Below are 20710 nucleotides of genomic sequence, written 5' to 3'. Positions count from 1 at the left end.
ACGTTTGGAGTGAAGGGAATGACTCAGTTTCACCGCATCGCCGCCCTGCTGGCCCTGGCCTTGGTGCTCGGCGGTTGCACCAGCAAACCGGTTTACAACGCCAAGGAACAGTTCTCGCCCAACCTCGGTTTCACCCAGCAACAGATGAGCCGCGCCATTGTCACCGCGCTCAACGACCGCCAATGGGTCGTGCAATCGGTACGTCCGGGCATGATCAAGGCAGCGATCACCGTACGCGGCCGCCACCACGCCGAAGTCGACATTCCGTTCAGCCCGACCTCGTTCGAAATCGACTACCGCAGCAGCTATGGCCTGGACGCCAAGGACGGCAAGATCCACGGCAACTACAACCGCTGGGTCAACCGCCTGCGTGACAACGTGCTCAAGGAACTGTCGATCAACCCGGACATCGAGTTCGTCAACGACCTGGGCATCGTCAAGCAAGGCGCCGACGAGCCGACCTACCTGAGCTTTCGCGAAGGCGTCAAACGCGCCACCGACGCCGGCCTGCTGGACGGCAGCGTGAAGTTCTACCTGGCCGGCGAAACCCTGCCCAAACAGGTGCGCACACTCGACACCGTGAGCAGCAGCCGCAAAACCAACGGCGCAAATAAATCCGACGCCGACGCCTGCTTCTGGGCCCTGCAATCGGCCCTCGCTACCCTGCAGAACGCCGCGAAAAAAGCCGACGCCAACGCCGTGATCAACATCGCCAGCGTCGACCAGCGCGATTTGTACAAAGACACCGAAAAATTCCAGTGCCGTGCCGGGCTGGTGGTGTCGAGCGTGGCGTTGCGCGGGGATTTGGCGCACGTGGATTGATGGGATTGTAGAAACGACAAAGGGCGCCAATTGGCGCCCTTTCACAAACAGGTTGGCTTGTCATCGCCGATCACCTGTCTGGCTCTGCGATGGCTGGTCGCCCAGGATCCTCAGAGTCTCACAAGCCCCTTGCGGGAACGCTCGCAGTATTGCCCGAATCATCAATCAGGACAACGGCTGGCGTTTGGCCTCACTGCGCCACTTCTGTTGCCATTACAGCCCAAGCGCCCGCCTGACTGCGGCTTTAACGGCGCAGAACTCTTCTGTTTCAAGGTGTGAGATCAAATAGACGCGCCGTCCTTCACGATCTCTGCTTTTGATCCGGTCCAGTCGGGAAAGGCTGACAGTGGCCACCATATCGCACTTCGCCCAACAGATCGGGCTGGCGCCTTGAAGATGGCTGGAGAGTTCGAAATGGTGATCAAGTAAACAATCCGGTGCAGTGGTACTGAGCGGTACGACCGTCACCAACATACTGTTGGTTCTGTGTTTTCGTATCACGACAACGGGTCTGACCTTGACCATCTCAGGTACTTCATAACCTCTGAAGTCGCAGATCAGAACACTACCTTCCTTGGGCTGGTATCGAAGTGGCATCCATGGCACTCACTTAAAGAAATCGATTCTGCGCAAGAAAACAAACACTCGCTAAAACAGTTCGTAACCGCAAATGTGGTGAACACGGCTCCACAAGCTGAATACTCGCCACACAGCATCTACACTCGCTCATGCAGGCCATCAATACGCCTGTCAGAACGGCGAGCCCGGTCGGTCGAGCACTCGCGGTTCTCTTTCACAGTCAAGGAGATGACCATGCAAGTGAAAGCCCTGATCGCCGCTGCGTTTTTCGCGCTACTGCCCAGCGCCAGCCACGCCACCAACCTCATGTACATGCCCTTCGAAACTGTGCTGTCGGATGCGATTCGCGCCGGGCGGCTGGATGGCAGTGTGAAGTTCTATCTGCTCGGTAATGGGCCGCAGGGCACGCAGCAGTTGCTGCGCCGAGGGGTGGTCAGTGATTTGAAGACCAATGGTTTCAACAAGAGTGACCACAACTCCTGCGAGTGGGTGTTGCAGTCGAATCTGATCAAGTTGCAGGCCGATGCCAAACGGGTCGGGGCGAATGCGGTGGTCAATATCGTCAGTTATTACGACCAGCATGTACGCAAGGATTTGAACACCTATGAGTGCCGGGCGGGGATATTCGTGACGCGGGTGGCGTTGAAGGGGGATTTGGTGCGGTTGCCCTGAAATCTGTGATGTTTGGGCCGACGCCTTCGCGAGCAGGCTCGCTCCCACCTTGGAATGCGTTCCCCTGTGGGAGCGAGCCTGCTCGCGATTTGATTGCGCAGCAATCACGCCTTTGAAGGTTCAACCTTGCGCGTGAGCAGGTCGACAAACGCCTTGGCCATCGGCGATTTCTGATCCTTGCGCTGCACCAGCCACACCGCAGACACCGCTTCCGGATCGAGCAACGGGCGATAGACCACGCCGTCGATGCGCATCCGCTGATAAGACGCCGGCAGTACCGAAACTCCAAGCCCCGCTGCGACCAGACCGATGATGGTCATCGCCTCCCCCGCTTCTTGAGCGAAGTGCGGGCTGAACCCGGCATCGCGCGCCAGACTCAGCAATTGCGCATACAGCCCGCTGCCGTAACTGCGCGGAAAGAACACGAACGGCTCCAGTGCCAGCGCCGAGAGGAACAGCCCTTCTTCACTGCCTTGCGCCAACGGATGCTTGGAACCGAGTACCGCGACCAGCGGCTCACGCATCAACTCCACCACACTCAGCGAATCCGGCAGGCCCAGCGGGCGCATGATGCCGACCTCGATCGACTCGTCCACCAGGCCCTCGGCAACCTGCGTGCTACTCATCTCGCGAAGGTTCAGGTGCACGGCCGGGAAACGCTGGCGAAAGGCAAAGATCGCCTGGGGAATGGTCGAGTTGAACGGTGCCGACGAGGTGAAGCCGATCTTCAGTTCACCCAGCTCACCGAGTTGCGCACGCCGGGCGACATCTGCCGCTTTGTCGACTTGCGCCAGCACCAGCCGCGCCTCTTCGAGAAACAATCGGCCAGCCTCGCTCAGTTCGACCCGACGATTAGTTCTTTCAAATAACCGCGCGCCGACCTCTTGCTCCAGCGCCTGAATCTGCTGGCTCAGCGGTGGCTGGGAGATCCCCAGCACCTGTGCGGCGCGGCCGAAATGCAGTTCTTCGGCGACGGCGATGAAGTAGCGCAGATGACGCAATTCCATGGACACCCCATTAGGTCGTTAAAGCTATCAAACAGGTCGAACAATATATTGGATAGAAACATTAGCCAGCTATATGATTTTTTCATTGCCTGCCTGGCCGTGCCCTCCGAGGTCTGATGTGAAAACCGCCGCCGCCCCTCTTGCCCATGAAGTTCCGCCTGCCGCGGCGGACGATGTCGTTGCCGAGCTGCAAGAGATCTACATCGAAAAAGGCACGCCGATGTTCATGCGCACGGTGCTGGCGCTGTTCAGCGGCGGATTCGCGACGTTTGCCCTGCTCTACTGCGTGCAGCCGATGATGCCGCTGTTGTCCCATGAGTACGGAATCAACGCGGCGCAGAGCAGCCTGATCCTCTCGGTGGCCACCGGCATGCTCGCTATCGGCCTGTTGATCACCGGGCCGATTTCCGACCGCATCGGACGCAAACCGGTGATGGTCGCGGCGCTGTTCGCCGCAGCGCTGTGCACCATCGCCAGTTCGATGATGCCGAGCTGGCAAGGTGTGCTGATCATGCGTGCGCTGATCGGGCTGTCGCTGAGCGGCCTGGCGGCAGTGGCGATGACCTACCTGAGCGAAGAGATCCACCCGCAGCACATCGGTCTGGCGATGGGGCTTTATATCGGCGGCAACGCCATTGGCGGGATGAGTGGGCGGTTGATCACCGGCGTGCTGATCGACTTCGTCAGCTGGCACACGGCGATGCTGGTGATCGGCGGTCTGGCGCTGATTGCGGCAGCGGTGTTCTGCAAGATCCTTCCCGAGTCGCGCAACTTCCGCTCGCGCTCGCTGCACCCGCGCAGCCTGCTCGACGGCTTCACCATGCACTTTCGCGATGCCGGTCTGCCGCTGTTGTTTCTCGAAGCGTTCGTGCTGATGGGCGCGTTCGTTACGCTGTTCAACTACATCGGTTATCGCCTGCTCGCCGCGCCGTACAACCTTGATCAGGTGTTCGTCGGGTTGCTCTCGGTGGTGTACCTGTCAGGTATCTACAGTTCGGCGAAGATCGGTTCGCTGGCGGACAAGCTGGGGCGACGCAAAGTATTGTGGGCGACCATTGCGCTGATGTTTGCCGGCCTTGCCTTGACGATGTTTACGCCGCTGTTGCTGGTGATCGTCGGCATGCTGATCTTCACTTTTGGCTTCTTCGCTGCGCACTCGGTGGCGAGTAGCTGGATTGGCCGGCGGGCGACCAAGGCCAAGGGGCAGGCGTCGTCGTTGTACCTGTTCAGTTATTACGCCGGCTCCAGCATTGCCGGGACGGCGGGTGGGGTGTTCTGGCATTTGGGCGGGTGGAACGGGATTGGCTTGTTTATTGGTGCACTGTTGTTGGTGGCGCTGCTGGTTGCGTTGAAGCTGGCGAAGTTGCCGCCGCTGGGCGGTGTAAAAGCCTGACAAGAATCCCATGTAGGAGTGAGCCTGCTCGCGATAGCGGTGTATCAGCCAACATATTAGGCGACTGACTCACCGCTATCGCGAGCAGGCTCACTCCTACAATTTATCCGCGTCCGACTTTGGATCATCGAAACAAAAACGCCCGGCATATGCCGGGCGTTTTTTATCGGGCGAAGATCACTCGTGATACTGCGCCGACAACTCATGCACCGCACGCAGGAACGCACCGGCGTGCTCCGGATCAACCTCAGGGGTGATGCCGTGACCCAGGTTGAACACATGCCCGCTGCCCTTGCCGTAGCTGGCCAGAATACGGCCCACCTCAGTGCGGATCGCTTCCGGTTTGGCGTAGAGCACGGTCGGGTCCATGTTGCCTTGCAGGGCAACCTTGTCACCAACACGGGCGCGGGCGTTGCCGATGTCGCAGGTCCAGTCCAGGCCCAGTGCGTCGGCGCCAGCCTCGGCGATGCTTTCCAGCCACAGGCCGCCGTTTTTGGTGAACAGGATCACCGGCACCTTGCGACCGTCGTGCTCGCGGATCAGGCCGCTGACGATTTTCTTCATGTAGGCCAGGGAGAATTCCTGGTACGCCGCGGCCGACAGGTTGCCGCCCCAGGTATCGAAGATCTGCACCGCTTGTGCGCCGGCCTGGATCTGACCGTTGAGGTACGAGGTCACCGACTGCGCCAGTTTATCCAGCAGCAGGTGCATGGCTTGCGGGTTGTCGTAGAGCATCGCCTTGGTTTTGCGGAAGTCTTTCGACGAGCCGCCTTCGACCATGTAAGTCGCCAGGGTCCACGGGCTGCCAGAGAAGCCGATCAGCGGCACGCGGCCGTTCAGCTCGCGGCGGATGGTGCTGACCGCGTCCATCACGTAACCGAGATCCTTGTGCGGATCAGGGATCGGCAAGGCTTCGATATCCGCCAGAGTGCTGACGACTTTCTTGAAGCGCGGACCTTCACCGGTCTCGAAGTACAAACCCTGGCCCATGGCATCGGGGATGGTGAGGATGTCGGAAAACAGGATCGCCGCATCCAGTTGCGGAAAGCGGTCGAGCGGTTGCAACGTGACTTCGCAGGCGAACTCCGGATTCATGCACAGGCTCATGAAATCACCGGCGTGGGCACGGCTGGCGCGGTACTCCGGCAGGTAGCGGCCGGCCTGGCGCATCATCCACACAGGGGTGACGTCAACGGGTTGCTTGAGCAGGGCGCGGAGGAAACGGTCGTTCTTCAGGGCAGTCATGTCGGCATCCGGAAAAAAAGTGCGGGCATTTTCTCAGAGCGCGACGCAAAAGGCACGGATGCAGGTCAGCCTTTTGTCTATCGGGTCAATTTATTGCGCAATGATCGTTCCCACGCTCTGCGTGGTAACGCCTCCTGTGACGCTCTGCGTCAAGCTTTTTGGGACGCAGAGCGTCCCCGGCTGCATTCCCACGCAGAGCGTGGGAACGATCAATGCGCTATCAGCAACACCGAGAAACAACTGTGGGAGCGAGCCTGCTCGCGAAGAGGTCGGCACATCCAACATTTAAGTTGGCTGACAGACCGCTTTCGCGAGCAGGCTCGCTCCCACAGATTTATTGCGTTTGGCTCAGGAGCCGGGATCAGACGCCCAGGTAATCGAGGATCCCTTCGGCGGCATTGCGGCCTTCGAAGATCGCCGTCACCACCAGGTCGGAACCGCGCACCATATCGCCACCGGCGAAGATTTTCGGGTTGCTGGTCTGGTGCTTGTACTGACCTTGCTCAGGCGCGACGACGCGGCCCTGGCTGTCGGTCTGAATTTCGAACTGTTCGAACCACGGCGCCGGGCTCGGGCGGAAACCGAAAGCGATGACCACGGCGTCGGCCGGGATAATCTCTTCGGAACCCGGGATCGGCTCAGGGCTGCGACGGCCACGGGCGTCCGGTTCGCCGAGACGGGTCTCGACCACTTTGACGCCTTCAACCTTGTCTTCACCGACGATCGCGATCGGCTGGCGGTTATAGAGAAATTTCACGCCTTCTTCCTTGGCGTTCTTCACCTCTTTGCGCGAGCCGGGCATGTTCGCTTCGTCACGACGATAAGCGCAGGTCACCGACTTGGCGCCCTGGCGAATCGAGGTGCGGTTGCAGTCCATCGCGGTGTCACCACCGCCGAGTACCACGACCTTCTTGCCTTTCATGTCGACGAAATCTTCCGGCGACTTTTCAAAGCCCAGGTTACGGTTGACGTTGGCGATCAGGAAGTCCAACGCGTCGTAGACGCCCGGCAGATCCTCACCGGCAAAACCACCCTTCATGTAGGTGTAGGTGCCCATGCCCATGAACACCGCATCGTATTCGGCGAGCAGTTGTTCCATGGTCACGTCTTTGCCGACCTCGGTATTGAGGCGGAACTCGATGCCCATGCCGGTGAAGACTTCGCGACGATTGCTCAGCACGGTCTTTTCCAGCTTGAACTCGGGGATACCGAACGTCAGCAGACCGCCGATTTCCGGGTTCTTGTCGAACACCACCGGGGTCACGCCGCCGCGTACCAGCACGTCGGCACAGCCCAGACCCGCCGGGCCCGCACCGATGATCGCGACACGCTTGCCGGTTGGCTTGACCTTGGACATGTCCGGGCGCCAGCCCATGGCAAACGCGGTGTCAGTGATGTACTTCTCGACCGAACCGATGGTCACGGCGCCGAAACCGTCGTTGAGGGTGCAGGCACCCTCGCACAGACGATCCTGGGGACAAACCCTGCCGCAGACTTCCGGCAGGGTGTTGGTCTGGTGCGACAGTTCGGCGGCCTGGAGGATGTTGCCCTCGGCCACCAGCTTCAGCCAGTTCGGAATGAAGTTGTGCACCGGGCACTTCCATTCGCAATACGGGTTGCCGCAACCCAGGCAGCGGTGGGCCTGATCGGCCGACTGCTGGGGTTTGAACGGTTCGTAGATTTCGACGAACTCTTTCTTGCGTTGACGCAACAGTTTCTTCTTCGGATCTTTGCGCCCGACATCGATGAATTGAAAGTCGTTACTGAGACGTTCGGCCATCTTCAAAACCTCTTACACGACAGCTCCAAGCTACAAGCTTCAAGCTGCAAGAAAATCACATTAGTCCGTTACAGCGCGCACTGGCTTCAGCTTGCCGCTTGAAGCCAGTGGCTTGCAGCTGCGCCGTTATTGCGGACTCGCACGAGTACTGGAGAGCAGAGATTTCAGACTCGCCGCCTTCGGTTTGACCAGCCAGAAACGGCGCAGGTAGTCATCGAGGTTTTCGGCGAGTTCACGACCCCACTCGCTGTCGGTTTCCGCGACGTACTCGTTCAGCACGTTTTGCAGGTGGCTGCGATAGGCTTCCATCGCCTCGCCGCTGATCCGCTGGATTTCCACCAGTTCGTGGTTGACCCGGTCAACGAAGGTGTTGTCCTGATCGAGCACATAGGCGAAACCACCGGTCATGCCAGAGCCGAAGTTGTAACCGGTCTTGCCCAGAACGCAGACGAAACCACCGGTCATGTACTCGCAGCAGTGATCGCCAGTGCCTTCCACAACCGTGTGGGCACCGGAGTTACGCACGGCGAAACGCTCACCTGCAGTGCCGGCGGCGAACAGCTTGCCGCCCGTGGCGCCGTACAGGCAGGTGTTGCCGATGATGGCGCTTTCCTGAGTCTTATAAACGCTGCCTTTCGGCGGCACGATGGTCAGCTTGCCACCGGTCATGCCTTTGCCGACGTAGTCGTTGGCGTCGCCTTCCAGGTACAGGTTCAGACCGCCGGCGTTCCACACGCCGAAGCTCTGACCGGCAGTGCCCTTGAAGCGGAAGGTGATCGGCGCTTTCGCCATCCCCTGGTTGCCGTGCTTGCGGGCGATTTCGCCGGAGATCCGCGCGCCGATCGAACGGTCGCAGTTGCAGATGTCCAGATCGAACTCGGCGCCGCTCATGTCGTTGATCGCCGGCGAAGCCATCTCGACCATTTTCTCGGCCAGCAGGCCTTGGTCGAACGGCGGGTTGCGCTCAACGCCGCAGAACTGTGGCTTGTCCGCCGGAATGTGATCGCTACCCAGCAGCGGGGTCAGATCCAGGTGGTGTTGCTTGGCGGTCTGGCCCTCGAGGATTTCCAGCAGATCGGTGCGACCGATCAGTTCTTCGAGGGAGCGCACGCCGAGTTTGGCCAGCCACTCACGGGTTTCTTCGGCGACGTAGGTGAAGAAATTCACCACCATGTCGACGGTACCGATGTAGTGATCCTTGCGCAGCTTCTCGTTCTGCGTCGCAACGCCGGTGGCGCAGTTGTTCAGGTGGCAGATACGCAGGTATTTGCAGCCCAGCGCGATCATCGGCGCGGTACCGAAGCCGAAGCTTTCAGCGCCGAGGATTGCAGCCTTGATCACGTCGAGGCCGGTTTTCAGGCCGCCGTCGGTCTGCACCCGGACTTTGCCGCGCAGGTCGTTGCCGCGCAGGGTCTGGTGGGTTTCGGCGAGGCCGAGTTCCCACGGTGCGCCCGCGTATTTGATCGAAGTCAGCGGCGAAGCACCGGTGCCACCGTCGTAGCCGGAGATGGTGATCAAGTCCGCGTAGGCCTTGGCTACACCGGCGGCGATGGTGCCGACGCCTGCTTCAGCCACCAGCTTCACCGAAACCAGTGCCTTCGGGTTGACCTGCTTCAGGTCGAAAATCAGCTGCGACAAGTCTTCGATCGAATAGATGTCGTGGTGCGGCGGTGGCGAAATCAGGGTCACGCCCGGTACTGCGTAACGCAACTTGGCGATCAGCCCGTTCACTTTACCGCCCGGCAGTTGTCCGCCCTCGCCCGGCTTGGCGCCCTGGGCGACCTTGATCTGCAGCACTTCGGCGTTGACCAGGTATTCCGGGGTTACGCCGAAGCGGCCAGTCGCAACCTGCTTGATTTTCGAGCTCTTGATGGTGCCGTAACGCGCCGGATCTTCACCACCTTCACCGGAGTTGGAACGCGCACCGAGGCGGTTCATGGCTTCGGCCAGGGCTTCGTGAGCTTCCGGCGACAAGGCGCCCAGCGAGATACCGGCGGAGTCGAAGCGCTTGAGCACCGATTCCAGCGGTTCGATTTCACTGATGTCCAGCGGTGTGTCGAGAGTCTTGACCTTGAACAGGTCGCGGATCATCGACACCGGACGGTTGTCCACCAGCGAGGTGTATTCCTTGAACTTGGCGTAGTCGCCCTGCTGCACGGCGGCTTGCAGGGTGTTGACCACGTCCGGGTTGTAGGCGTGATATTCGCCACCGTGGACGAACTTCAGCAAACCGCCCTGCTGGATCGGCTTGCGCGGACTCCAGGCTTCGGTGGCGAGTGCTTTCTGCTCGGCTTCGATGTCGACGAAGCGCGCGCCCTTGATTCGGCTCGGCACGCCACGGAAGCTCAGCTCGCAGACTTCTTCGGACAGGCCGATGGCTTCGAACAACTGCGCACCGCGATAGGAGGCGATGGTCGAGATGCCCATCTTCGACAGGATCTTCAGCAGGCCTTTGGTGATGCCTTTACGGTAGTTCTTGAACACCTCATAGAGGTCGCCCAGCACTTCACCGGTACGGATCAGGTCACCCAGCACTTCGTAGGCCAGGAACGGATAGACCGCCGAGGCGCCGAAACCGATCAGCACCGCGAAGTGATGCGGATCGCGTGCGGTCGCGGTTTCCACGAGGATGTTGGAATCGCAGCGCAGGCCTTTTTCGGTCAGGCGGTGGTGCACTGCACCGGTCGCCAGGGATGCGTGGATCGGCAGTTTGCCCGGCGCGATATGGCGGTCGCTGAGGACGATCTGGGTACGACCGGCACGCACGGCTTCTTCAGCCTGATCGGCGACGTTGCGGATCGCCGCTTCGAGGCCGACGCTTTCGTCGTAGTTGAGGTCGATGATCTGCCGCTCGAAACCCGGGCGGTCGAGGTTCATCAGCGAGCGCCACTTGGCCGGGGAAATGACCGGCGAGCTGAGGATCACGCGCGAGGCGTGTTCCGGCGACTCCTGGAAAATGTTGCGCTCGGCACCGAGGCAGATTTCCAGCGACATCACGATTGCCTCACGCAGCGGGTCGATCGGCGGGTTGGTGACCTGCGCGAATTGCTGGCGGAAATAATCGTAAGGCGTGCGTACACGCTGCGACAGCACGGCCATCGGCGTGTCATCGCCCATCGAACCGACGGCTTCGTAGCCCTGTTCGCCGAGCGGACGCAGCACCTGATCACGCTCTTCGAACGTGACCTGATACATCTTCATGTATTGCTTGAGCTGATCGACGTCGTAGAACGCCGAACCGTGGTCGTTGTCTTCCATGGTCGCCTGAATGCGCAGGGCATTCTTGCGCAGCCATTGCTTGTACGGATGACGGGACTTCAGACGGTTGTCGATCGCGTCGGTGTCGAGGATCTGCCCGGTTTCGGTGTCCACGGCGAGGATCTGGCCCGGACCGACACGGCCCTTGGCGATCACGTCTTGCGGCTGGTAGTTCCAGACGCCGATTTCCGAAGCAACGGTAATGAAACCGTTGGTGGTGGTGACCCAGCGCGCCGGACGCAGACCGTTACGGTCAAGCAGGCACACCGCGTAACGACCGTCGGTCATGACCACGCCGGCCGGGCCATCCCACGGTTCCATGTGCATCGAGTTGTACTCGTAGAACGCACGCAGATCCGGGTCCATGGTTTCGACGTTCTGCCACGCAGGCGGAATAATCATCCGCACACCACGGAACAGGTCGATGCCGCCGGTGACCATCAGTTCAAGCATGTTGTCCATGCTCGATGAGTCAGAACCGACACGGTTGACCAGCGGGCCGAGTTCTTCCAGATCCATCAGATCGTTGGTGAACTTGGTCCGACGGGCCTGTGCCCAGTTACGGTTGCCGGTGATGGTGTTGATCTCGCCGTTGTGGGCGAGGAAGCGGAATGGCTGAGCCAGCGGCCATTTCGGCAGGGTGTTGGTGGAAAAGCGCTGGTGAAATACGCAGATCGCGGTTTGCAGGCGCTGATCACCGAGGTCCGGATAGAACGCGGCCAGGTCGGCCGGCATCATCAGGCCTTTATAGATGATGGTCTTGTGCGAAAAGCTGCAGATGTAGTGGTCGGTATCGGCGGCGTTGGCCACCGACGAGCGACGACGGGCGCTGAACAGCTTGACCGCCATGTCCTGATCGCTCAGGCCTTCACCGCCGATGTACACCTGCTCGATCTGCGGCAGGCGCTCAAGGGCCAGGCGGCCGAGGACGCTGGTGTCGATCGGCACTTTGCGCCAGCCGATCAGTTGCAGGCCTTCAGCGAGGATCTCGCGGTTCATGTTCTCGCGAGCGGCTTCGGCCTTGGCCGGATCCTGGTTGAAGAAGACCATGCCCACGGCATATTGCTTGGGCAGCTCGACGCTGAAGGTTTCCTGGGCAATGGCACGCAGGAAGGCATCGGGTTTTTGAATCAGCAGACCGCAACCGTCACCGGTCTTGCCGTCGGCATTAATCCCACCGCGGTGGGTCATGCAGGTCAGGGCCTCAATGGCCGTTTGCAAAAGGGTATGACTGGGCTCGCCCTGCATATGGGCTATCAGGCCGAAACCGCAGTTATCCTTGAATTCATCTGGTTGGTACAGACCTGCTTTCATAGACACTTTCTCACCAGGCTGCCTCTTTTCGAGGCAAATTTCTTTTCAATTCAACCACTTGCATTCCGCGCCGAACGTACGCCGGCTTAGCGGGGCAAAAGGGTGGTCATTGTACACAGCGACACAGACGCTCACAAATTTGACGACGAAATGTCGCAAATCCATGTCGCATTTGTGAAAGGTTTAAAGCGATCTGCTGTGCTAGTCAAAACTTTTTTAATTCTGACTGCAACGACTCAAAGACTACTGTGACGCAGACACCACAAGGCACGCGACCTGGAAGGAAGCGCGCACGTGTAGAAATTTTGAGGTGCTTGGAGAGGCGGCCTGGGTAAGGCCGCCGAATCTTCAGCGAGTTGTTGCCAGTTCCTGTTGGACGCTGGCGACAGTGCGAGGCCAAGGTTTACCAGCCTGAACCTTCGCTGGCAAGGCCTTGATGGCAGAAACGGCTGCATCACGATTGGCGAAGTTGCCGTAGGTGATCACGTAGAGAGGTTTGCCGTTGAGGACTTTCTTGAAATAACGGTACTCGCCGCCCTGCTCCTTGACGAAATTCTGTGCGGCGGCTTCGGAGCTGGTGCCGAGGATCTGCACCACGTAGTTACTGGTCGGCTGACCGGCGTACCAGCTGCCACCGGCGGCTTTGGCGACGGTAACCGGTTTCTCGGCCGGTTTGGCTGCTACAGCGGGTTTGGCCGGCGCAGGAGCAGGTTTTGCCGCTGGAGCCGGAGCGGGTTTGGCCGTAGCGATCTGAGTCGGCGCTGGAGTCGGCTTGGCTGCTGGCACCGGAACCGGGGTCGGTGCCGGACCGGCCGGAACACCTGCCGGCGGTGCGGAGGTGGTGACGGTCGGCGGCGTAGCGCTGGAGCCTTCAAGCGGCACGCCGTCGTCACCTTCGGTGATGCCACCAGCGGCTTCAGCCAACGGGCCACGCATGACCGGCTGCGAGTTGCCGACCAACGGCAGCGGCATTGGCTGGGTATTGCCGGCGAACTCGACGTTCGGCGCGCCACCCTTGGCGCCCTGACCCAACGGCAGTTGTGCCTGTTCGTTGGCGGGTGCGCCGGTGGTTGGTGCCTTGTTGCGACCCGGCATCAGCCAGGCAGCGGCGACCGCGACCACAACGACAGCGGAAATCGCCAATACGTGTTTCTTCGGCATGTTGAACCCCATACTTGGACGCTTCACCGCAGAGCGGCTGGCAATCATGACTTCGATCAGTGCATCGCGAGCAACCTGGTTGATGTTGCCAGGCCAACCCTCGGCGCTTTCGTGAATATCAGAGATCTGATCCGCGGTGAAAAGTTCGACACCCCGGCCCGCACCTTCGAGCCGCTGGTCGAGGTATTCGCGGGTTTCCTCTTCGGTATACGGCTGCAATTCGATGACGTGGAAGCGCTCTTCCTCGAGATGCAGAGCCTCCAGCTGAGCGATCAGCGACGACTCACCGAACAGGAACACGTGCGGACGACCTTCCGGTGCACCGGCGCCCAGCGCCATCAGCGCTTCTAACGCAGATTCATCAAGTTGCTCGGCGTCGTCCACCAGCAGATAGACTTCCTGACCCGTGAGAGCAAGCTGTACCACTTGCGCCAGAATCGCACCGACCTCGGCCTGCGCCACGTTCAGCGCCTGGGCGACCTGCCGCAGGATGCCGGCGGCATCGCCTGCACCACGGGCCGACACTACAACGCTCTGCACCGATTGCTTGTTGGTACTGGCCACCAGTGCCTGGCGCAACAGGGTCTTGCCGCTGCCTTGCGGGCCGGTGACCACCAGCAGCAACTGGCTGTAACGCGCCAGGTGGTGCAGTTGACCCAGCACCGGCTTGCGCTGGGCCGGGAAGAATTTGAAGCCCGGCACCCGCGGCGCGAACGGGTCGTGACTTAACTGGAAATGGCCGAGGAACGCCTCGTCGGCATGCAAACTAGTCATCGGAATCTTATTAACCTTTAAGCTGAGCCAGAGCGCGGTAATCCGCTCCCAGCGTGGCCTGTAGAACCTCTTTCGGATAATCGGCGGTCACCACCGCTTCGCCCATCCGGCGCAGCAGCACCAGGCGCAGACGACCGTCGATCACTTTTTTATCAACTGCCATATGTTCGAGAAAATCGGCTTCGGTCATTTCTTCCGGCGGAATCACCGGCAGACCGGCACGCTGGAACAGACGAATGCCGCGATCACGTTCCTGCTCGCTGATCCAGCCCAGGCGCGCGGACATCTCCAGCGCCATCACGGTGCCAGCAGCGACCGCCTCACCATGCAACCAGACACCATAGCCCATGTGGGTCTCGATGGCGTGGCCGAAGGTGTGGCCGAGGTTGAGCGTGGCGCGTACGCCAGTTTCCTTCTCATCGGCGCCGACCACGGCAGCCTTGGCTGCGCAGGAGCGCTCGATGGCGTAAGTCAGGACTTTCTGGTCCAGCGCACGCAGGGCGTCGACATTGTCTTCGAGCCAGGTCAGGAACGGTTCATCGCAGATCAGCCCGTACTTGATGACTTCCGCCAGGCCTGCCGACAGTTCACGCGCCGGCAGGGTTTTCAGGGACGCGGTATCGATCAGCACCACGTTCGGCTGGTAGAACGCGCCGACCATGTTCTTGCCCAGCGGATGGTTGATGCCGGTCTTGCCGCCCACCGACGAGTCGACCTGAGACAGCAGCGTGGTAGGAATCTGGATGAAATCGACGCCGCGCTGGTAGCAGGCGGCGGCGAAACCGGCCATGTCACCGATGACCCCGCCACCGAGGGCGATGATCGTGGTGCGGCGGTCATGACGGGCGGTCAGCAGGCCGTCGAAGATCAGTTGCAGGGTTTCCCAGTTCTTGAAGGCTTCGCCGTCCGGCAGCACCACGGAAATCACCGAGAACGATGCAAGGCTTTGGGTCAGACGTTCGAGATAGAGCGGCGCAACGGTCTCGTTGGAGATGATTGCTACTTGCCGCCCATGGATATGCGGCGCCAGCAACTCGGGCTGATCCAACAAACCTTCGCCAATATGAATCGGGTAGCTGCGCTCGCCTAAATCGACCTTGAGTGTCTGCATGTGTCCCCACAGTGAAGATGGAAGCAGGCGTCCTGCCTTGAATTATTGGATGTCCGCGACCTTTAGCTGATGTGACGCCGCTCGCACGCCATCCGCCACAACCTCGACGGAGGTGGCAGGACGCCGAGGATAACGCATTTACGGCGGCGCTTTAACGGGGTGGAAGCTGTGCCAGACGGTCGAGAATGTCGAGCACCACCATGCGCGGCGGCCGTTCGTCGGTTTCCACCACCAGATCGGCGATCTCCCGATAGAGCGGATCGCGAATCTCGAGCAAGTCACGCAGAGTCTTCGCCGGATCGGCGGTGCGCAGCAAAGGACGGTTGCGATCACGCGACGTACGGCCGACCTGCTGCTCGACGGAGGCGTGCAGATACACCACCCGCCCGCCTTCGTGCAGGGCCTTGCGGTTGGCGTCGCGCATCACCGCACCGCCGCCGGTCGCCAGCACCACGCCGTCGAACGCGCACAGCTCGGCGATCATCGCCTGCTCACGGTCACGAAAGCCGGGCTCGCCTTCCTTGTCGAAGATCCACGGGATATTGGCGCCCGTGCGCAGTTCAATTTCCTTGTCGGAATCTTTGAACGGCAGGCGCAGCTCTTTGGCCAGCAACCGGCCGATGGTGCTTTTTCCAGCGCCCATCGGTCCTACAAGAATCAAATTTCGCACAGAATCAACGACTCACAGCAATCGCCTGGTTATTCATGATACGCGGAGTGAGAAATACCAGCAGCTCGGATTTTTTCTCCGAAACCACATCACGCCGGAAAAGGCGGCCAAGATACGGCACATCGCCAAGAAATGGCACCTTATCTACGACCTTGCTTTGAGTATTTGAGAAAACACCGCCAATCACGATGGTCTCGCCGTCGTTCACCAGCACTTTGGCGTTGACCTCGTTCTTCTTGATCGGCGGCACATCCTGCACCTTGTTCAGGTAGTCCGGCTCGTCCTTGGTGACCTTGACCTCCATGATAATGCGGTTGTCGGGGGTGATCTGCGGCGTCACTTCCAGCGACAGCGACGCCTCCTTGAATGACACCGAAGTCGCGCCGCTGGAACTGGCTTCCTGATACGGAATCTCGGTGCCCTTGAGGATCTTCGCGGTCTCCTTGTCGGAGGTGACCACTTTGGGTTGGGAGACGATTTCGCCGTTGCCGGTTTTCTCCATCGCCGTCAGCTCAAGATCGAGCAGCACGTTGTCGGTGATGAAGGCGATGCCGATCCCAGAGGTATTACCGACCGTGCCCATGTCGACAAATGGCGAGTTGGTGCTGGTGCTGCCCGGCGTGCCAATGGTTGTCGAGGAGCCGTTACTGACCCCGGACGTGTTCCAGTTGCCTTTGTTCTGGATCGAACCGCCCCAGCGCACGCCCAGGCTCTTGTCGTAATCGACGTTGGCTTCGACGATTCGCGCCTCGATCATCACCTGGCGCACTGGAATATCCAGCTGCGCCACGATCCGTCGCAGCTCGTCGAGGCGATCCTGGGTCTGGTAGGCAATGATGTTGTTGGTCCGCTCATCGACGGTGATCGAGCCGCGCTCGTCGATTTTCGCTTCGGCGCTGGTCACCGACTGGAACAGTTTGGCGATGTCCGCCGCCTTGGCGTAGTTCACTTGCAGCAGCTCGCGGCGCAGCGGAGCCAGTTCGGCGATCTGTTTCTGCGACTCCAGTTCCTGACGCTCACGGGCAGCGATTTCGTCAGCCGGCGCCACCAGCAACACGTTGCCGATCTTGCGTTTATCCAGCCCCTTGGTTTTCAGCACCAGGTCCAGAGCCTGATCCCACGGTACGTTTTGCAGGCGCAAGGTGATGCCGCCCTGCACCGTGTCGCTGGCCACCAGATTGAGGTTGGTGAAGTCGGCGATCAGTTGCAGCACCGAGCGTACGTCGATGTCCTGGAAATTCAGCGAGAGTTTTTCGCCACTGTAGGCCTGGCGTTCAGCATTGCGCTTTTGCAGGTCATCGACCGTCATCGGGCGAATACTGACAGTCAGCTTGTTGTCGGTCTGGTAGGTCGAATAGTCGAAAGTGCCGCTGGGCTCGATGGTAATGATCGCGCGATCGCCGGTCGCGGCGCTGTTGACGAACTGCACCGGGGTGGCGAAATCCTTGACGTCGAGGCGCACCCGCAGTCGGTCGGGCAACTGGGTGCGGGCAAAGCTGAGGATGATCTTGCCGTCATGCTCCTGGATGTCCGGGGCGATGGCAGGGTCCGACAAGTCGATAACTACGTTGCCCTCCCCGGCGGTGCCGCGCTGGAAGTCGACGCCACGAATGGCTTTGGCGACAGGCGCGTAAACCTTCGCCGGAGCTGCGGCTGGCCGTGGCGCAACAGCGGCCGGACGTGGTGCAGCAGGCTTGGCGCCCTGCCCGACCACCACGAACAGATTGTTGCCCTCGACCCGGAAAGTGTAAGGGCTAAGCTGCGTCAGGTTGATGATCAATCGCGTGCGATCATTGGCCTCGACCACCGTGGCGCTGCGTGCGTTGCCGCTGCCCAGATCGCGGGTCTTGCTCGTCAGCTGACTGGCGACACCCGGCAGATCCAGCGCGATTCGTGCCGGCGACTCGGTGGTGTAGCCCTTGGGCTGTGGGGGCGGGCCGTCGAAGGACAGCTTCAGCTCGACGCGGTCGCCGGGCAATGCCGCCACATCCAGCGTCTTCAGGCTGGCCGCCAGAACCATCGGTGAAAGCAGCGCTATCCATAGCGAAAAACCGAGGGTGGAGAAAATCCTGTTCATTGTTCGACTTCCACTATGAGTGCTCTTTCAAAGGAATGGTGCGCGGACGTTCCAGCCAGGCGCCTTCGCCGTCGGGCACGATCTCGACCACATCGACCTGAGTGGCGCTGATGGCGACGATGCGCCCGTCGTTGCGCCCCAGGTAGTCGCCGACTTTCAACCGATGCACCCCGCCCGCCCCACGCAACAGGGCAAAGGAGCCGGAGGCATTGGAGATCGTGCCGACCATTTCAAACTGCTCGATGTTGAAACCTTCGAGGTATTGCTTGACCCGGTTCGGGTCGGGTTTGACGTTACGCGCGCCGCGCTGCTGACCAGCCAGATCGACCCGCACCTGACGCGAAAACGGGCTGCGCAGGTTGGCCGCGCTGTAGGTGAACGTGGGGTAGGAATGGAAAGTTGGCGTCGGCTCGATCCGCCCCGCCGGTCGCAGACGCACCTCGTTCATGTAAGCGTCGAGGTCGCTGAACTCATCATTGCTGCCGCAACCGCTCAGCCCCACCAGCACCATAGACAGGGCGAAATAACGCATCGGGGTCATTTTTCCAGCCCCTTGTCGTTATAGCGGTAAGTCTTGGCGAGGATGCTCATGCGCAGCTTCGTGCCGCCGTCCGGGTTGGCGGGGGCCAGCTCGAAATCGTGCAAGGTGACGATCCGTGGCAACCCCGCGACGCCACTGACGAAGGTCGCAAGATCGTGATAGGCCCCGGTGACGGTGATCTGGATCGGCAATTCGATGTAGAACGGCTGGGTCACTTCCGGCAGCAGCTTGATCTCTTCGAATTCGAGGCCGCTGCCCAATCCGGTACGGGTGATGTCCTCCAGCAAACCGGGGACTTCAGTGTCGCTGGGCAATTGCCGCAGGAGCACGCCGAAGGAGTTCTCCATCTCCTTCATCTGCTGGGTGTACAGCTCCAGATTGGCGGCCATGTGCGCCTTGCTGGCGAATTGTTCCTTCAAGGTGTCTTCTTCCTGACGCTTGGCTTCAAGCTGGTTTTCCATGTCGCTGATGAAAAAGTTATAGCCAAGTGCCAACACCAGCACCGCCAGCAACGCCCCGGCGATGGTTTTCACTGCGGCCGGCCAGGAACCGATGTTGCTGGTGTCCAGATCGTTGAAGTCGATGTTGCGCAAACCCTGCAGCCATTCGGACGGTTTCATTTTTCGCCCTCCACGGCTGCTGGCTGAGTCTGACGGACGGTCAACTGAAAGACGTTGGCCTGATCCACCTGACCGGCGGTCGTCGCTTTCACCTCGTTGAGGCTCGGTGCGTCAAACCAGTCGGAGGCATCCAGGTTGCGCATCAACTCCGAAACCCGATTGTTGGACTCGGCCGCACCACTGATGGTCAGGGTCTTGCCCACCAGCTTCACACTGGTGAAATACACGCCGTCCGGCAGGGTGCGCGCCAGTTGATCGAAGATTCGCCCGCTGATCTGCCGGTTGCCCTGCAGGTCCTGGATGATGCGCATGCGTTCGACCAACTGTTGGCGCCGAGCCTTGAGTTCGCTGATCTGCTTGATCCGCTCGTCGACCACGGCAATCTGTTTGCCGACGTAGGCATTGCGCGCTGCCTGCCGCTCAATGGCGGTATTGAATATCTGATTGGCGATGAACACCGCGCCCACCGAACCGACGAACACCCCGATCAGGATCAGCAGGAAGCGTTTGCGCCGTTCTTCGCGGCGCTCCTCACGCCAGGGGAGAAGGTTGATCCGCGCCATCAGTCGAAACTCCTGAGCGCGAGCCCGCAGGCGATCATCAAGGCCGGCGCATCACTGGCCAGGGCCCCCGCGTTGACCTTGCTGCTCAAGGCCATATTGGAAAACGGATTGGCGACTTGAGTCGGAGTGCCCAGCCGTTGCTCGATCAGGCGATCCAACCCTGGCACCGACGCCGTGCCACCGGCCAAAAGGATGTGATCGACGGCGTTGTACTGCCCGGAGGCAAAGAAAAACTGCAATGAACGCGACACCTGCTGCACCAGCGCATCACGGAACGGCTGCAAGACTTCGCTGACATAGTCGTCGGGCAGGCCACCCTGCTTTTTCGCCAGTCCGGCCTGCTCGACGGTCAGGCCATAGCGACGCTGGATCTCTTCGGTCAGTTGCCGACCACCGAACAGTTGCTCGCGGGTATAGATGATGCGGCCGTTGTGCAGCACGCTGAGGGTGGTCATGGTCGCGCCGATGTCCACCACCGCGACCGTCAGGCGCTCCTGCGAGGCCGCCAACTGGGTGGCTAGCAGACCGAATGAGCGCTCCAGTGCGTAGGCCTCGACATCGACCACCCGCGCAGTCAGCCCCGCCAGCGCCAGCGCCGCTTCGCGGACTTCGACGTTTTCCTTGCGGCAGGCGGCGAGCAACACGTTGACCCGTTCCGGGTTGCGCGGCGACACACCCTGAACTTCGAAATCGATGGCGACTTCGTCCAGCGGGTAGGGAATGTACTGGTCGGCTTCGATCTTCAGCTGGTTTTCCAGCTCGTCGTCGGTCAGCCCGGCGTCCATTTCGATGACCTTGGTGATCACCGCAGAACCGGCCACTGCCACCGCCACGCTCCTGAGCCCGGTGCGCGCCTTGACCAGCACCCGGGACAAGGTGTGACCCACACCTTCGAGTTCGGCGATGTTCTTTTCGACCACGGCATTGGGCGGCAGCGGTTCCACCGCATAGGCCTCGACCCGATAGCGCTCGCCCTGGCGGCTCAGCTCCAACAGCTTCACCGACGTGGAGCTGATGTCGATCCCCAGTAACATATTGGTCTTTTTATTGAAGAGTCCCAGCACTACCAATTCCCTATGACTTTCCGTGAGTTACGGACTCTGTAATACGCATTGCGTTCCTT

Annotated in this window: 16 protein-coding genes; 3 read left to right on the top strand and 13 right to left on the bottom strand. The window is 60.5% G+C overall.

Annotated features, from left to right (window positions below):
• Window positions 1–18 precede the first annotated feature (18 nt).
• Window positions 19–822, top strand: coding sequence for a hypothetical protein (locus tag QMK55_RS15640; RefSeq protein WP_102355607.1), 804 nt, complete (start codon window positions 19–21; stop codon window positions 820–822).
• 213 nt (window positions 823–1035) lie between these two features.
• Here QMK55_RS15640 and QMK55_RS15635 read toward each other — a convergent pair whose 3' ends face one another.
• Window positions 1036–1419 carry a type II toxin-antitoxin system PemK/MazF family toxin gene (locus QMK55_RS15635; RefSeq protein ID WP_042704943.1) on the bottom strand — a complete coding sequence of 128 codons (384 nt, stop codon included), beginning with the start codon at window positions 1417–1419 and terminating at the stop codon, window positions 1036–1038.
• 216 nt (window positions 1420–1635) lie between these two features.
• On the opposite strand from QMK55_RS15635, the gene QMK55_RS15630 reads away from it, so the two are divergent.
• Window positions 1636–2073 carry an excinuclease gene (locus QMK55_RS15630; protein WP_320329515.1) on the top strand — a complete coding sequence of 146 codons (438 nt, stop codon included), beginning with the start codon at window positions 1636–1638 and terminating at the stop codon, window positions 2071–2073.
• Between the two features lie 104 nt (window positions 2074–2177).
• On the opposite strand, the gene QMK55_RS15625 is transcribed toward QMK55_RS15630, so the two are convergent.
• A complete protein-coding gene (locus tag QMK55_RS15625) occupies window positions 2178–3080 on the bottom strand; it encodes a LysR family transcriptional regulator (RefSeq protein WP_099757784.1) in 903 nt (300 codons plus the stop codon).
• Between the two features lie 118 nt (window positions 3081–3198).
• Between QMK55_RS15625 and QMK55_RS15620 the strand changes: the two genes are divergently transcribed.
• Window positions 3199–4473 carry an MFS transporter gene (locus tag QMK55_RS15620; RefSeq protein ID WP_102355609.1) on the top strand — a complete coding sequence of 425 codons (1275 nt, stop codon included), beginning with the start codon at window positions 3199–3201 and terminating at the stop codon, window positions 4471–4473.
• Between the two features lie 177 nt (window positions 4474–4650).
• Here QMK55_RS15620 and hemE read toward each other — a convergent pair whose 3' ends face one another.
• From hemE to QMK55_RS15565, 11 genes are all read right to left on the bottom strand, one after another.
• Window positions 4651–5718 (bottom strand): uroporphyrinogen decarboxylase, encoded by a 1068-nt coding sequence (hemE, locus tag QMK55_RS15615; protein ID WP_102355610.1) that lies wholly within the window; start codon window positions 5716–5718, stop codon window positions 4651–4653.
• A gap of 361 nt (window positions 5719–6079) precedes the next feature.
• Window positions 6080–7498 (bottom strand): FAD-dependent oxidoreductase, encoded by a 1419-nt coding sequence (locus QMK55_RS15610; RefSeq protein WP_039757038.1) that lies wholly within the window; start codon window positions 7496–7498, stop codon window positions 6080–6082.
• 126 nt (window positions 7499–7624) lie between these two features.
• Window positions 7625–12070, bottom strand: coding sequence for a glutamate synthase large subunit (gene gltB, locus QMK55_RS15605; RefSeq protein ID WP_102355611.1), 4446 nt, complete (start codon window positions 12068–12070; stop codon window positions 7625–7627).
• A gap of 348 nt (window positions 12071–12418) precedes the next feature.
• Window positions 12419–14005 carry an AAA family ATPase gene (locus QMK55_RS15600; RefSeq protein ID WP_102355612.1) on the bottom strand — a complete coding sequence of 529 codons (1587 nt, stop codon included), beginning with the start codon at window positions 14003–14005 and terminating at the stop codon, window positions 12419–12421.
• 10 nt (window positions 14006–14015) lie between these two features.
• Entirely contained in the window at window positions 14016–15116 is a 1101-nt protein-coding gene (gene aroB / locus QMK55_RS15595; protein WP_102355613.1) for a 3-dehydroquinate synthase, read from the bottom strand.
• 151 nt (window positions 15117–15267) lie between these two features.
• On the bottom strand, window positions 15268–15786 hold the full coding sequence (gene aroK / locus QMK55_RS15590; protein ID WP_024011270.1) for a shikimate kinase AroK: 519 nt from the start codon (window positions 15784–15786) through the stop codon (window positions 15268–15270).
• A gap of 4 nt (window positions 15787–15790) precedes the next feature.
• A complete protein-coding gene (pilQ, locus tag QMK55_RS15585) occupies window positions 15791–17863 on the bottom strand; it encodes a type IV pilus secretin PilQ (protein WP_102355614.1) in 2073 nt (690 codons plus the stop codon).
• 13 nt (window positions 17864–17876) lie between these two features.
• Entirely contained in the window at window positions 17877–18404 is a 528-nt protein-coding gene (locus QMK55_RS15580) for a pilus assembly protein PilP (protein WP_320329514.1), read from the bottom strand.
• Window positions 18401–19024 (bottom strand): type 4a pilus biogenesis protein PilO, encoded by a 624-nt coding sequence (gene pilO / locus QMK55_RS15575; protein ID WP_102355616.1) that lies wholly within the window; start codon window positions 19022–19024, stop codon window positions 18401–18403. The genes QMK55_RS15580 and pilO overlap by 4 nt, the downstream gene beginning before the upstream one ends.
• Complete coding sequence (locus QMK55_RS15570) at window positions 19021–19587, bottom strand: PilN domain-containing protein (RefSeq protein ID WP_320329513.1); 567 nt, start codon at window positions 19585–19587, stop codon at window positions 19021–19023. Before QMK55_RS15570 ends, pilO begins: the two co-directional genes overlap by 4 nt.
• Window positions 19587–20651, bottom strand: a complete 1065-nt coding sequence (locus tag QMK55_RS15565) for a pilus assembly protein PilM (protein ID WP_320329512.1) — start codon at window positions 20649–20651, stop codon at window positions 19587–19589. The genes QMK55_RS15570 and QMK55_RS15565 overlap by 1 nt, the downstream gene beginning before the upstream one ends.
• Window positions 20652–20710 lie beyond the last annotated feature (59 nt).

This window comes from Pseudomonas sp. P8_229, from assembly GCF_034008635.1.
Classification (GTDB): Bacteria; Pseudomonadota; Gammaproteobacteria; order Pseudomonadales; family Pseudomonadaceae; genus Aquipseudomonas.
The sequence above is the reverse complement of the archived record's forward strand: the minus strand, read 5'-3'. Positions and strand labels throughout refer to the sequence as shown.

What these genes read in the sequence shown, in the direction of transcription:
- QMK55_RS15640 (WP_102355607.1), top strand. Translation starts at nt 19, where the DNA reads ATGACTCAGTTTCACCGCATCGCCGCCCTGCTGGCCCTGGCCTTGGTG.
- QMK55_RS15635 (WP_042704943.1), bottom strand. Translation starts at nt 1,419, where the DNA reads ATGCCACTTCGATACCAGCCCAAGGAAGGTAGTGTTCTGATCTGCGAC.
- QMK55_RS15630 (WP_320329515.1), top strand. Translation starts at nt 1,636, where the DNA reads ATGCAAGTGAAAGCCCTGATCGCCGCTGCGTTTTTCGCGCTACTGCCC.
- QMK55_RS15625 (WP_099757784.1), bottom strand. Translation starts at nt 3,080, where the DNA reads ATGGAATTGCGTCATCTGCGCTACTTCATCGCCGTCGCCGAAGAACTG.
- hemE (WP_102355610.1), bottom strand. Translation starts at nt 5,718, where the DNA reads ATGACTGCCCTGAAGAACGACCGTTTCCTCCGCGCCCTGCTCAAGCAA.
- QMK55_RS15610 (WP_039757038.1), bottom strand. Translation starts at nt 7,498, where the DNA reads ATGGCCGAACGTCTCAGTAACGACTTTCAATTCATCGATGTCGGGCGC.
- gltB (WP_102355611.1), bottom strand. Translation starts at nt 12,070, where the DNA reads ATGAAAGCAGGTCTGTACCAACCAGATGAATTCAAGGATAACTGCGGT.
- QMK55_RS15600 (WP_102355612.1), bottom strand. Translation starts at nt 14,005, where the DNA reads ATGACTAGTTTGCATGCCGACGAGGCGTTCCTCGGCCATTTCCAGTTA.
- aroB (WP_102355613.1), bottom strand. Translation starts at nt 15,116, where the DNA reads ATGCAGACACTCAAGGTCGATTTAGGCGAGCGCAGCTACCCGATTCAT.
- pilQ (WP_102355614.1), bottom strand. Translation starts at nt 17,863, where the DNA reads ATGAACAGGATTTTCTCCACCCTCGGTTTTTCGCTATGGATAGCGCTG.
- QMK55_RS15580 (WP_320329514.1), bottom strand. Translation starts at nt 18,404, where the DNA reads ATGACCCCGATGCGTTATTTCGCCCTGTCTATGGTGCTGGTGGGGCTG.
- pilO (WP_102355616.1), bottom strand. Translation starts at nt 19,024, where the DNA reads ATGAAACCGTCCGAATGGCTGCAGGGTTTGCGCAACATCGACTTCAAC.
- QMK55_RS15570 (WP_320329513.1), bottom strand. Translation starts at nt 19,587, where the DNA reads ATGGCGCGGATCAACCTTCTCCCCTGGCGTGAGGAGCGCCGCGAAGAA.